This is a genomic window from Wolbachia endosymbiont (group A) of Conops quadrifasciatus, assembly GCF_964027015.1.
GTDB lineage: Bacteria > Pseudomonadota > Alphaproteobacteria > Rickettsiales > Anaplasmataceae > Wolbachia.
Map to the genome: position 1 here is coordinate 948,140 of NZ_OZ034722.1, position 12,838 is coordinate 960,977.

Sequence of the window (12,838 nt, forward strand, 5' to 3'; positions counted from 1 at the left end):
ATTATAATATAATTAATAATTAGTATATATAATTAGGCATATTTATAGTTGATGAAGTTGAATATGGCACCTACAAACAGTACGTTTTTTGACACTGACTACCCAGAACTAAGAAAAGCTATTTCAGATATAATAGAAAGCATTGCACAGTCCCCACAGGCAGAAAAAGGGAAGTTGTTTGAAGCCCTATCAGAACAAGTTAGAGGGATGAACCTCAAAGATTTAGGTTTAGCAATTAATGACCAAGGCTTGCAAAAGGAGGTAAATAAAGAATTATTTATAAAACTCATTGAAGAAGCACTTAAAGGGTTAACTTCTAAAAACGTTGACTCAAAAATAATAGAAGAGGCGTTAAAATCTGTTAATCAGCAAGCAATAAGTAATGTTATAAATAATAATAAAGGTCCGCTGGACAATCTAGTCAATTATTTTAAATCAGCATCTGCAAATAAAAAAATTGGAATAGCTTCTACCGGAATAGTATTGGGAGTAGCATTTTCTCCGCTTATTGTGCTTGCTACATTAATAGCGCTTGTAGCTATTGGAGCGCGTTATGTAGGAATAGGTATAGGAAAGGCAGAGGAAAAAATAAAAGAAGGAGCGATTGAAGCAGGAAAAGCAGTGAAAAGTTCATATAAGGATTTAATAGATAAATTACCTGAGGTTCAAAGAAGAGAAAATAATTTTGAAAAGTTAATAAGCAATTTAATGGAAAAGAATCTTGAAGCTGATGAAGGAGAAAGAACAATGCTTAGTAATGAAATAAAAATAATAAAAATGCTTCAGAATCAAGAGCAACTAGCAGCCATAGGACAGTTAATAGGGGAAGATAAGGTTGGTCTTTTGAACAATCTTATGAGCAAGGGTACTAGTACTCATGAGGAAGACATGGAGAAACTTGTAGATTTTATGAGCGAATTTCAACCTGCAATTATGGCTATTGGTAATGATGAAATAGAGGAGGTAGAAAAAATGGTTAATGAAAAAGCTCAGAAAGTGGAGCCAAGTTCTCAAATAGATAGTCCAAGTCCTGAACAAGCGAGTACAGAAGAAAATAAAACCCTCTGATGGCTTGGGGAGGGAATGGGAAAAATAGAGATCTACTCCTTTCTATCCACTTTTTTGAGCAATCCACCTCCACATCTAACACACATCTCAGTGATTATAATATCCAATTTTTGATCATGTTTTTCTACAGGTAAATCTTTACAATATTGTTTCTCATAGGCTACACCTATAAATATTTTTCCAAGCGGCCGTAATTTTTTTATCATTGTATCATACCAACCACCGCCAAAACCTAATCTATTAAAATGATCATCAAAAGCAACAACAGGAGTAATGATTGTGTTGGGAATTACATCTTCATTTGTTTCGTTCCATCCCTCAAATCTTAGCAACTGATTTTTATCAGGAATTGCTACTTTATAACCTAAATAGAGCAAATGACACATCAAAGGGACAACATTTATTTCCCCATCCATTGGAATGTAAGCCGCAATTGTTTTGCCTTTAACGTAACTTAAGTTCTGATTAAAGAGATTAATAAGGGAACTTGCCGCATAACTGGAATAACTTTCATCAATATCTTTTCTTATAGCTCTATATTGCTCTCTTATTTCCTTTTTGTGCTGTTTAATATCTTTGAACATGATCTATCCATTTCGCAGTGAGTTTTTCTTGTAAACTATTTTGCTTTAAGCGCTCACTTAAAAAATCAAAGTCAATAAATTCCATATCCTGGTCTTGATTACTGCAACTATAAACAAAACTCCTTTCTCCTGTTTCCGTATTTATATGTTGCTGAACACACTGAGCGCAGATTTCTTTCATCATACACTGCATAGGAGAATTAACTGACGATATTGCTATGTGACTTAACTTCAGATATGGCTTTAAAATTGTTTTTCTAGCTTCATTCACAGCTTTCATCATTTTATCAGAACCAATAGTGATAATTTTATCTATAGTGTTTAAATTAATACCTAATCTTCCTTGTTGATAAGAGACTATTGCATCAACTATATTACCATGAAAGGACTTATCTTGATCTCTGCTTGTTTCTATCAATCCTTCTTCACATGCCCAAACTACTGCATTTGATGCACGCTCTATCAGTGCTCGTTTAAATACATCACTTAATTTCTTATAGCCAGCAAAGTACAAAACCTTATTATTATTTTCAAGACACGCCTTCCCTATCGAAAATAATACTGCATTTCCAACTCCACCACCAATTAGCATTATATTCTTCATGTGCTATTTTAACTATATTTGTTCAAATTTTTTGAAATTTTATAGAACAAAGTAATTTTCGTACACAAAGACAGAGACAAGGACACTCTCTGACTTCAACTATACCGATAACTGACAGCTGAATTTTTATGCATATCATCTAATAACAAGTTGCTTTGTATCATAATCTTTTGTTGGTACATCTGCTGTTTAATTGCTTCTATATCCGCTGCATTACTCTTGATATCACACAACATCATTAACTTTGCAGTGCCATTTTCTCTTAATTCTACTATTTCATTCACACTTGTTTTACTAAATAAAATCTGTAAATCAGGATTTAAATCTCGCATTTTTATTTCAAACTCTTTTGCGTTTGGCAACTTAAAATCATCTGCTAATTTGTCAAAATTTAAACAATTGACCTTTTGCTCTTTAAAATTATCCAATAAACTTTCTGAACCCTCAACCACAATCTGTTTTAATTTTAAAGTGCTTTCCAGCAGTGCATAATTAAGTTGTACCTTGTCTATGACTTTTATAATAGAGTAACCTTCACTGAAACTGAATGGACCTGCTATATCGCCGGTTTCTAGTCTTTCTAAAACGCTCTTAAGTTTATCTTTGAGCTGACTTAAATTAACTGTTGCTTTACGCATCTTTATTGGAGATTCCGGGTTATTACTATCACGTAATTTTTTTACTAAATCTTCAGCTATGCCATAAACATCCTTGTCTTTTTGATCAGGAATTATAAACTCTTGGAACGTGATAAGATAATCCGGCTTTTCTGTTTGCCTTTTTACATCATCTACTTCTTTATCGCTTATATTAATAAATGGCACAATTCTTACTTCAATAATTTTGCTCCATAGTAACTGACATTTTATTTGTTTTCTTAAAATACTAAGATCTATATTATGCTTTTTTATGTATTGATCAACTTCATTAGCCTTAAGTTTAAAACTTTGTGTTAAAAATAATATGATAGCATTATCTAACTCCTCGTTGCTCAATTTTATATTCAGCCTCTGCGCTTCATTGATAATGATAATTTCGTCTATTAGCTCCCTAAGAATTTGAGGTTTTGCTTCTTTTTGATTAACACTTTGAGTGCCAAACAATGAATTTATAAAGTTGATGCGTTTTTCGATATCTAAATTTGAAATTGGCTCACCATTTACATCTGCAACAATTTCAATCTCGGTTGCAAGCAACCTAAGTGGCAACACTATCGACAGTAAAATTAGTATTTTATGCATATAAGTAAGGTTAACAACCAATTCTATAATAAATACTGAGTCAACGCTAGCCAACTTTTTAATAGCTATCTAAGCAAAGACGGAAATAAAAACCATTGCAACAAGATCAGGTACATATCTAAACAGGCTAAAAACATGCCAATATAGCGAATTCAGACCGTGCTAAAACAGTATACGGAAGGAGAGGGATTTGAACCCTCGATACGACTTTTCAATCGTATAACGGTTTAGCAAACCGCCGCCTTCAGCCGCTCGGCCACCCTTCCAAATTTAGAACCTAAAGATTATATAATACCAATACCTCTACCACCTGTCTAATGCTTTTAATTGCAATATTTACCCATTAAAAACAACAACATTTTTCCGAATAACTGTAATTCCAGGCTAAATCAACGTAAACTAATTTCTGCTTTTTTCAATGATTTTCTTTGCTTCTTCTACACCAACCCATTCTCCAACTGCTACCGTTTTTCCCTTTTCTAGATCTTTATAATGAGAAAAGAAATGAGCAATTTTATCTAATAGATTTTTAGATAAGTCAGAATAGTCCTTTATATTGTCATAATAGCTATCAACACTGGAAACAGGCACAGCTAATATCTTTTCATCTTCTCCTTTTTCATCTTTAGTGAGTAATGCGCCTATTGAACGCACCGATATTAAAACACTAGATGCTAAGGGAAATTGAGTTAGCACCAAAACATCCACAGGATCACCATCACCTGCGTAGGTATTTGGTATAAACCCATAATTGCAAGGATAAGTCATTGAGGTAGACAAAAATCTGTCAACTTGTAACAACCCAAGCTCTTTATTAAATTCATACTTTACAGGCTCAGCATTTGCACTTATTTCAATTACCACATTCACCGCATTTGGTACCGCTGTTATTTTACTTAAATCCATAAATTACCTTCTTAACTTAAGAATAAGCATTATACAATATGTACTTTTAAGTTGCTACATTTATGTAGTTCTAAGCTTGTTTTGCATGGAGCGATTCTAAATTTTCATTCGTCATTCCATTGACTGTTGAAAGTGGTGGTTTCTGTGATAATTGAAATAAAGCATATACTATTACAATAGTAAGCACCGTACCAACTATCAAGTTAGTAAGGTTGTCTTGTGGCAAAACATTTTTTATTGAGTTGAGCAATTTTTGCTCCATAAGGAAATAATCAGCAACATATAACCCAACAGATAATACAAACATACCCAAAATAAGTTTACAGACTGTGTTTTTATGATTTTTCTTGCTGAAAATGAAATTTGGCCTACATTTATTCTCTTCTTGCGGCATTGAGTAGTATATATTATCAGGGCTCGTTACTAATTGTTCAAATTCATCACTATTCTGGTTTTTTAACAGTTGTTCCAGGGTGTTTTTTGTATTTATAGGATATAATTCGAATTTACAATGCTCTTTCAAGCCTTCCTCTTGCCGATCCACATTCTCATGGTCGATTGTATATTTGATGGTTCCATCTCTACTTGATAATCCGATCATGTGTAGTTTGCCAGCTAAGAACATTATATAGCTCTCTATTAACTGATTCTCACATATCTCTAATACTTCTCTTTTTACTATTTTGTCAGGTGACAAAGGTTCTTTATAACTACCGCTCAAAGAATATAATAGAGAAAACAATAAAGCCACATCTTTATCTACCTTTATATCTTGATGAATAGAATAGTAACAGTCGATAACAAATTTATTAAAAAAAAATTTTTTATCAGATTTTTCATTTAATAATTTTTTAACGTCAGTAAGCACTTTATTTTCAAAATCTTCTTCTGTTTTAAATATTGGCTCTCTCTTTGGATTTGCTAAGATGTTAAGTAAATCTAATTTTCTTCCATCCACTACTTCATTTATATCTCTATTTAACTCAGACTCTTTAATAATGTCATATATTTTATCTATGACATCTTTAGTATTCAGGTTGTTGTTTTTACTTAGAATGTTATAAGCTTGAGCATAAATTAAAAACAGCCCTTGTAGACTAAATTTTAAGTTAAAATAGTAATCTAATTGTTCATCTTGCTTCTGTATGAATGCAGAAAGACCTATGTGATTTCTGCATTCCATACTAAGATCTAAGTTAGCATGTTGAAAGCCACCTAAAAAAATAAACAAAGTCTCTAATAAATTACCCTTACCAACAATTTTTATTAGTTCTTCAACTTCCTTAACCATTGCTGAAACCTGTAGTATAATAATTACCCTTATAGTATAAAGGATACATGGTAAAATAGCAATAAATATTATTGTACGTTTACACTCTGCATTAAAGCCTTTAGTTAAGAGCATATCCATCCACCGCCAATTACTTGCTCATCTTTATACGCTACACAGGCTTGACCTGGACTGATGCCAAAGTAATCGTCGTTTAAAATGACACAGGCTTTATTTTTTTCGTCAGCTGAATGTATTGTTGCTAAACTTCCCGCATGTGATGATCTCAGCTTCACAGTTACTTCCATACCTTCCTTTGGTTGTTCTAACCAATTTAACTCCTTGATCAATATTTTTTTTTGCATTAATGCGTTGATCGGACCTACTATAACCTCATTATTTTCTGTATTAATTTTTATCACATAAAGAGGTTCATTGTGTACGATACCCAAGCCCTTTCTTTGCCCCACTGTAAAATTTACTATGCCACTGTGCTCGCCTAGCACTTTTCCATTAACATCCACTATTTTACCTTTCTGTACAGATTGTGGAGCTAATTTAGCTATTGTTTTACTATAGCTTTCGGAAACAAAGCATATATCTTGACTGTCCGGCTTTTCAGAAATTTGTAAGCTGAAATACTTTGCTAATTTTCTTATATCACTTTTATAGAACCCACCTAGTGGAAATCGCAAAAGCTTCAACTGCTCCTTTGTTGTAGCAAATAGAAAATAGCTTTGATCTTTACTTTTATCAATGCTTCTGCACAACTTTACCTCACCATTTTTTTCTAATCTTCTCACGTAATGTCCTGTTACGAGCACATCCGCACCAAGATTTTTTGTAACTTGCAATAGATCACGAAATTTTACCGTTTGGTTACATCTCACGCATGGTATGGGAGTTTCCCCACGCATATAGGTACTCGCAAAATCCTCTATTACTTCCTTTTTGAATATTTCCTCATAGTTTAAAATATAGTGAGGAAAGCCAACACTTTCAGCCACGCGCTTAGCGTCGTAAATATCCTGTCCAGCACAACATGCACCTTTTCTTGCGTTAGCATTACCGTCGGTGCCATAGAGTTGAAGAGTCACACCTATTACCTGGTACCCAAAGTTATATAGCAGTGCTGCAGCAACAGAGCTATCAACTCCCCCGGACATTGCAACAATAGCCTTGGTCTGGTGCGGAGCTCTATCTTTTAGCAGAGGTTCAATTTTAAATTCTTTTAGCATAATCGCCTTAATTTATAAACGCAAATCTTGTGTCATTCCAACATACAACTGTGCAAACGTTTTGATTTGGGGGCAATTTACATAGTAGATGATGTCATTCCAGTGCTTGACACTGGAATCTAGTGTCTATTTATGCAAATTCATTAAAACAGCATATTTATTTGTAATCAAGTTTCCTGGATCCCAGTGTCTGGGCACTGGGATTACACCCTTTCCTGCTGGAAGTTGTCTTCAAATTACTTGGTGCGTGACACTGGGATCTCATTTATATTACATAATTCCATCAAAACAATTCGATAAACTACCTTCAAAAACAATTTAATCTTGCTTGAATAAAACATGGCCAAAATAATCCATGTTTTCAAGCACTTTTCCACTACCCAAGGCAACACAACAAAGTGGGTCATCTGCAACACGAACTGGTAATTTTGTTGTTTCACTGATAACTTTGCCCAAGTTACGCAATAATCCACCACCACCGGATAAAATTATTCCTCTATCGACTATATCAGAAGAAAGTTCAGGTGGAGTGCTTTCCAGTGCAGTCCTAATAGCAGAAATTATCTGATGTACAGGCTCTATTAAACTCTCTGCAACTTGATATTCTGATAAAAGCATTTCTTTTGGCATGCCACTCACTAAATCCCTGCCTTTAATTATCATTCCCTCTTTGTTATTTTCACCTGGCAGACTGGCTGAACCTACGTTTTTCTTAATTTTTTCAGCAGTTGTTTCACCGATTAATAACTTATGATTTTCACGAATATACGATTTTATTGCTTCATCCATAATATCGCCACCTACTCTGGCAGAACGTGAATAAACAATTCCGCCTAAAGAAATAATTGCAACTTCAGTTGTACCGCCTCCTATATCAACGATCATAGAACCCTCAGGTTCAGTAACTGGGAGCCCAGCTCCGATTGCTGCAGCCATTGGTTCTTCAATCAAAAATACTTCATTTGCACCAGCACTTTCTGCTGCATCTTGTATAGCACGCCTTTCAACTGGCGTGGATCCAGATGGAACGCATATGATAATATTAGGTTTATTAACAGTGAATTTTGTGTTTGCACTGCGTATGAAATATTTTAGCATTTCTTCCGCACTTTTAAAATCAGCAATAACTCCATCCTTTAAGGGCCTTATCGCCTCTATTTCTCCAGGCGTTTTTCCAAGCATCATTTTAGCTTTTTTACCAAAAGCATAAGGAACGTAGCTTCCTTTTTCTTTTACTCTTGCTACAACTGAAGGCTCATCAAGCACTATTCCCTGATTTTTCTGATAAACTAAAGTGTTTGCAGTACCAAGGTCTATGGCAATATCGCTAGCAAACAAACCTTTGAAAGTAAAAAGGCTATAAAACTTTCCGGTCAATTTTCGAACAAAATTCATATATAACTCAAGAAAACCATTTGTTGAGACAAATTATACTTTTCAGATAGGTAGTAAGTAACACACTCAACGTCTAAACCCTTGCCTGTTACTTTTTTTAGCAGTTCCAGGCCACACTTTGCACTGTATATATTTTGAGATAACCAGCTGATAAGCAAACTAAAATCTCCTTTTATTATAGCACTTAATGATTCATAATGATTCTTTTTAACGAAAGAGAAAATCTGCATAGCAGCAATTAAAGCAATAATTTTTATAGGAAAGTAGCCCATAACACCGCTTGCCCAATATTCATCTTGAAAATAAGTGTCCAGCTCATTTTTAGCTTTTACTGGAATTTTATAGTGTTTCATACCTTCCAGCCACACATCGTGCAGATCCTTAACTTCCAGTGTACCATTTATTATATCCTGTTCTAACCTAGTTCTCAACATAATATGAGCTAACAGACTAAATTCATCTGCGTTCTTTAAAGAAGAGGAAAGGTTTATTTCATTGAAAACCAAGTGCAAATTTTCAACACTGCTATTAGTTTTGCCTTTTATAGCAAATTTCTCTTTTATGTGTGGTTGAATGAACTCAATAAATTCTCTGGATGTTCCAATCATCCTTTCCATGAATAACCCTTGAGTTTCATACATAACATGTCTCGTAATTGGGCTACTTATAGAATTTTGCGCTAAACATTTTTGATAAATCGCATAACCACTATGCCGTAAAAGTGAAAATAAACCATAACAAAAATCAGATTCATCATAATCTATAGGGTAGTAATAAGAAGTACGAATCTCATTTAGTGCAATACCCATTTGCTGTAAACATAACGAGCCAAGTTCAATCTGCTTCTGAGTAGCAACTCTTTGTATATTAGTAACCTTATCCTTTTTCTGCTTTTCAATTATTTCATCCACATTTTCACTAAAAAATTTGCCTACCTTGGGGAATACTTCCCTTATATTCTTTTCTGTGATATCAGAGTCATAGTCAGCAAGCAGTGAGTCGTATTTTGAGCATTTTAATTGCTGCGATTTTATAGAAGCTACTTCGCGAATGAGTGTGATTAAATCAGTAAAACGTTCTTTTAGTTTTTCTAAGTTACTGGTTTCAGAATGAGATAGTTTCCATAAATTTTGGCATTCAACCTTAGCTTTGGATAAAGACTTTACTAAATCAATAGGAACAGCACTGTTGCTTTTATGTATTCTCTCTATTAACTTTAGCTGCTGAGTATTTGCACTTTTTTTGTTACCAAGAGCATCTGCTAATGATTCCTTTATTGCGTCATGAGAGATAATTTCATGTCTGATTTCTTCTAGAAGACTCATTTGTTCAACTTTGTCCTCTATATTCAATTGGCTTTGATTTAGTACTTTTAGCGTATTTTCGATATTCTTTACCCTATATAATACTTCCTCTAAAAACTTATAAGATTTCATAATTTGTTCATTGTTTTAGAAAACATCTGTTTAATATCGTAATAGATTAATAATAAAGTTAAAAGTATATTTGCTTAAAGTACAATAAAAAATTGTACTTTTTATTCCTTTATTGGATTTTTCTACTCAGAGTCCAGCATATTATAAGAAAATTAATTGTAAGGGTGTAGAAAAAGTATTTAGTATTTTATTTCTCTTGACTATATTACAATATGGAGAGATTATTAACTACTGAAATTAAAGTTACGCACTATTTTAAAATTTATGGAGGTTTAGTAATGTGGAGTAGACTGGTTATAATGTGCTGTTTTTGTTTACTACTTACTGGTGTAAGTTCTTGCCCAAAAAAAGGAGCAAATACAACAAATAAAATGAATTCTGTTGTTAAGAAGATAGGTGATAAAAGAGTTTTCTTTGGTTATGATGAATCTAGTATTACTGAAGTAAGCGCAGATGCATTACTTGACGTAATGGAGGTGTTACAAGATAACCCTGACGCGAAGGTTACTTTAACTGGTCATACTGACAACCGTGGTTCTCATGAATATAATCTTGCGCTAGGCGCTAGAAGGGCAGATGCAGCTAAAAAATTTATGGTTAGTTGTACACCCTACATAGAAAACAGAATAAAAACTGCTTCTAAGGGTGAAACTGAGCCTTTGGTTAATGTAAAAGATGATTCTAGAAATTCTAAATATGAAAAAGAGCATGCTAAAAATCGTAGAGTGGAATTTTCATTTTCTGGAATAAAGAAATAGTTTCTTGCATTAAAACCTGGATCCCAGTGTCAAGCACTGGGATGACAAAAGAGAGCAATTCCACTGCTTGTTAGCGGGATCTATATATACCACAAATAAGTCGCTGTATGACGTAGAGACTATCTTGCCATCAAGAAACATAATGAAATTAGAGTTATTATTTCAAAATATAGCTAATAGCTTTGCTTTCTATAACCAAATCGCAGTTGCAGTATCAGGTGGTGTAGATAGTATAGTCTTACTGCACTTAATGACTAACTGGGCAAAAAAAAACAAGCTTTCACTTCCTATAGCATTAACAGTAAATCATGGGTTACGTTCAGAGTCTCAAAAAGAAGCTGATTTTGTTATAAGTTATGCAAAAGAACTTGGAGCAAAGGAATCGTTCATATTAAATTGGGAGAAGCAAAATATTAAAGGTAATATTCAATTACAGGCACGAAAAGCACGATATAAGTTACTAGCAGAGTGGTGTAAAAACAATAATGTTAAATGTTTGCTCGTTGCTCATCACAAAGATGATCAAGCAGAAACGTTCTTATTAAGATTGGAGCGAGGTAGTGGCGTAGATGGATTATCATCAATGGATTACAAATCTTTCTTAAATGGTATTTATATATTTAGGCCATTGTTAAATTTTAGTCGTAGTGAAATAGAAAAGTACGCTAAGCTTCACCGGTTAAAATGGATCGAAGATAGAAGCAACTATAACTTAAAATACAGGCGAACTTTATACCGTAGCTTACTTAAAGCAAGTGACAATCAAGAGATTTTAACAGAGCGAATATGCCTCACAGCCCTTCATATGAAAAGAGCTGCAAAAGCGTTGATGCACTACACACGCCTTGCATTTAATGACTGTGTTAATGTTCATGATCTTGGTTATATTGAAATTAAACTAAGTGAATTTTATCAATTGCCAGAGGAAATAGCCTTGAGGCTTCTTCTTTACTCTATAATGGCAATTGCCAGTAAACATTATAAACCAAGGTACAATAGCCTTATTGCAATATTTAATAAAATATTGCAAAAGGATAGTAATGTTAACTGTACACTTTCTGGGTGCAAAATAAGAAAATATGGAGAAAATATCTTAATAATTAGAGAATCGTCAAAGATACAAGAAATTACCGTAAACCTACCTTTAAATGAACCTACTCAATGGGATAACAGATTTAGCTGCACAATACTCGGAAATCAAGAGTGTTCAGTTATCATCGCTCCATTAAAAAAAACACAAAAAGTTCCTGAATTTCTGAAGGATTACAACTGCTGCCCTGAAGTTTTCTACTCTTTGCCTACAGTACAAAAAGATGGAAAGGTGCTTGCTGCTTATCCTAGTACATGTCAAAGTAATCAGAAAATCGATAATAATGGAGTTAAGTGTATTATTACTAACATATTGTACGAAAATCTGATAAGCTCAATTCTTTCAGGTGAAAATTAAATGACTCGGTGGAAATTCCTTAAAATTGCTCTCTTATGTCTGGCAATTGCTGCTACCATTTTTGCAATTTATATGCTGTTTTTTCAAGGTGAAGGTCTAACTACTATATCTTTTTCAGAATTTTCAGACAGATTAGAAAGTAACGATATAAAAAGTGTTGTTATAGATATAAATGAAAATAGTATTGTAGGTAAGCTTAAGGATGGATCAAGTTTTAAGTTAGTCAGTATTATATCTAATGATCTCATAAAAATTTTACGCGACAAAAGGGTTTACATCCTCTTTTCAACAGAAGCCATAAATGCAGATGTCATTTTAGGTAGCATTTCCATTATAATATTTCTAGGTGTGCTAGTATTTGGCTGGGTGATATACAAAAAAAATTTTAGCATTAGCTTAGACGATAAATTAATTACAGAAGAAGAGAAATTAAAATTTAGTGATGTTGCAATCTCCGATAAGGTAAAGAAATCATTAGAAATAATTTGCAATTTCATAAAAAATAGAAAAAATTTTGAATAATTCAATTGTAATATACCAACAGGCTACATTTTATACGGTCCCCCCGGAAATGGTAAAACCCTCCTTATTCATGCAATTGCAGGCGAAGTTAATATTCCGTGTTATAGTGTTTCAGCGTCTGAGTTTTCTAAATCATTAATGGGTGCTGGTCCAGCTTACATTCGTGATCTTTTCGAAAAATTAAGAAAAATTCTCCTTGCATACTCTTTATAGATGAAATAGATGCCGTTAGTAGACGAAATAATTCAGAAACTTCTGCTAGTAATAATGAAGAGAGGCGGATGATCACTCAGTTATTGAGTGAACTGGATGGGATAAAATCTAGAAAAGATGTAATAGTAATTGGTGCAACAAATCATTTGCCTCATA

General features: G+C 33.4%; 12 protein-coding genes, 1 tRNA gene and 1 pseudogene. 5 read left to right on the plus strand and 9 right to left on the minus strand.

The window, feature by feature from the left end; translation table 11 throughout:
- Nucleotides 1–63 precede the first annotated feature (63 nt).
- A complete protein-coding gene (locus AAGD69_RS04910; protein ID WP_341811856.1) occupies nt 64–1,068 on the plus strand; it encodes a hypothetical protein in 1,005 nt (334 codons plus the stop codon).
- A 32-nt stretch (nt 1,069–1,100) separates the two neighbouring features.
- On the opposite strand, the gene AAGD69_RS04915 is transcribed toward AAGD69_RS04910, so the two are convergent.
- The 9 genes from AAGD69_RS04915 to AAGD69_RS04960 all read right to left on the minus strand — a co-directional run bounded on the left by AAGD69_RS04915 (nt 1,101) and on the right by AAGD69_RS04960 (nt 9,742).
- Complete coding sequence (locus AAGD69_RS04915) at nt 1,101–1,652, minus strand: 5-formyltetrahydrofolate cyclo-ligase (protein WP_341811857.1); 552 nt, start codon at nt 1,650–1,652, stop codon at nt 1,101–1,103.
- Nucleotides 1,636–2,256, minus strand: coding sequence for an oxidoreductase (locus AAGD69_RS04920; RefSeq protein ID WP_341811858.1), 621 nt, complete (start codon nt 2,254–2,256; stop codon nt 1,636–1,638). The genes AAGD69_RS04915 and AAGD69_RS04920 overlap by 17 nt, the downstream gene beginning before the upstream one ends.
- 95 nt (nt 2,257–2,351) lie before the next feature.
- Nucleotides 2,352–3,497: a SurA N-terminal domain-containing protein gene (locus AAGD69_RS04925; protein WP_341811859.1), complete on the minus strand. Its 1,146-nt coding sequence runs from the start codon at nt 3,495–3,497 to the stop codon at nt 2,352–2,354.
- Between the two features lie 175 nt (nt 3,498–3,672).
- Nucleotides 3,673–3,763, minus strand: a tRNA-Ser gene (locus AAGD69_RS04930).
- Between the two features lie 133 nt (nt 3,764–3,896).
- A complete protein-coding gene (gene ppa / locus AAGD69_RS04935; RefSeq protein WP_341811860.1) occupies nt 3,897–4,403 on the minus strand; it encodes an inorganic diphosphatase in 507 nt (168 codons plus the stop codon).
- 70 nt (nt 4,404–4,473) lie between these two features.
- The gene (locus AAGD69_RS04940; RefSeq protein ID WP_341811861.1) at nt 4,474–5,808 is read right to left on the minus strand and encodes a hypothetical protein; all 1,335 of its coding nucleotides are present in this window, start codon (nt 5,806–5,808) and stop codon (nt 4,474–4,476) included.
- Nucleotides 5,799–6,911, minus strand: coding sequence for a tRNA 2-thiouridine(34) synthase MnmA (gene mnmA / locus AAGD69_RS04945; protein WP_341811862.1), 1,113 nt, complete (start codon nt 6,909–6,911; stop codon nt 5,799–5,801). The genes AAGD69_RS04940 and mnmA overlap by 10 nt, the downstream gene beginning before the upstream one ends.
- 318 nt (nt 6,912–7,229) lie before the next feature.
- Complete coding sequence (locus AAGD69_RS04955) at nt 7,230–8,306, minus strand: rod shape-determining protein (protein WP_253309829.1); 1,077 nt, start codon at nt 8,304–8,306, stop codon at nt 7,230–7,232.
- Nucleotides 8,303–9,742 (minus strand): carboxypeptidase, encoded by a 1,440-nt coding sequence (locus tag AAGD69_RS04960; protein ID WP_341811863.1) that lies wholly within the window; start codon nt 9,740–9,742, stop codon nt 8,303–8,305. The genes AAGD69_RS04955 and AAGD69_RS04960 overlap by 4 nt, the downstream gene beginning before the upstream one ends.
- Nucleotides 9,743–10,020: 278 nt before the next feature.
- On the opposite strand from AAGD69_RS04960, the gene AAGD69_RS04965 reads away from it, so the two are divergent.
- The 4 genes and pseudogenes from AAGD69_RS04965 to AAGD69_RS04980 form a co-directional block, all read left to right on the plus strand.
- Nucleotides 10,021–10,500 carry an OmpA family protein gene (locus AAGD69_RS04965; protein WP_341812648.1) on the plus strand — a complete coding sequence of 160 codons (480 nt, stop codon included), beginning with the start codon at nt 10,021–10,023 and terminating at the stop codon, nt 10,498–10,500.
- Between the two features lie 142 nt (nt 10,501–10,642).
- Complete coding sequence (gene tilS / locus AAGD69_RS04970; protein WP_341811864.1) at nt 10,643–11,947, plus strand: tRNA lysidine(34) synthetase TilS; 1,305 nt, start codon at nt 10,643–10,645, stop codon at nt 11,945–11,947.
- Entirely contained in the window at nt 11,948–12,469 is a 522-nt protein-coding gene (locus AAGD69_RS04975) for an ATP-dependent metallopeptidase FtsH/Yme1/Tma family protein (protein ID WP_341811865.1), read from the plus strand.
- 75 nt (nt 12,470–12,544) lie between these two features.
- Nucleotides 12,545–12,831, plus strand: a pseudogene (locus tag AAGD69_RS04980) (AAA family ATPase); the annotation flags it as partial.
- Nucleotides 12,832–12,838 lie beyond the last annotated feature (7 nt).

Excerpts from the sequence above, each read along its gene's own strand:
- AAGD69_RS04910 (WP_341811856.1), top strand. The coding sequence starts at position 64 with ATGGCACCTACAAACAGTACGTTTTTTGACACTGACTACCCAGAACTA.
- AAGD69_RS04915 (WP_341811857.1), bottom strand. The coding sequence starts at position 1,652 with ATGTTCAAAGATATTAAACAGCACAAAAAGGAAATAAGAGAGCAATAT.
- AAGD69_RS04920 (WP_341811858.1), bottom strand. The coding sequence starts at position 2,256 with ATGAAGAATATAATGCTAATTGGTGGTGGAGTTGGAAATGCAGTATTA.
- AAGD69_RS04925 (WP_341811859.1), bottom strand. The coding sequence starts at position 3,497 with ATGCATAAAATACTAATTTTACTGTCGATAGTGTTGCCACTTAGGTTG.
- ppa (WP_341811860.1), bottom strand. The coding sequence starts at position 4,403 with ATGGATTTAAGTAAAATAACAGCGGTACCAAATGCGGTGAATGTGGTA.
- AAGD69_RS04940 (WP_341811861.1), bottom strand. The coding sequence starts at position 5,808 with ATGCTCTTAACTAAAGGCTTTAATGCAGAGTGTAAACGTACAATAATA.
- mnmA (WP_341811862.1), bottom strand. The coding sequence starts at position 6,911 with ATGCTAAAAGAATTTAAAATTGAACCTCTGCTAAAAGATAGAGCTCCG.
- AAGD69_RS04955 (WP_253309829.1), bottom strand. The coding sequence starts at position 8,306 with ATGAATTTTGTTCGAAAATTGACCGGAAAGTTTTATAGCCTTTTTACT.
- AAGD69_RS04960 (WP_341811863.1), bottom strand. The coding sequence starts at position 9,742 with ATGAAATCTTATAAGTTTTTAGAGGAAGTATTATATAGGGTAAAGAAT.
- AAGD69_RS04965 (WP_341812648.1), top strand. The coding sequence starts at position 10,021 with ATGTGGAGTAGACTGGTTATAATGTGCTGTTTTTGTTTACTACTTACT.
- tilS (WP_341811864.1), top strand. The coding sequence starts at position 10,643 with ATGAAATTAGAGTTATTATTTCAAAATATAGCTAATAGCTTTGCTTTC.
- AAGD69_RS04975 (WP_341811865.1), top strand. The coding sequence starts at position 11,948 with ATGACTCGGTGGAAATTCCTTAAAATTGCTCTCTTATGTCTGGCAATT.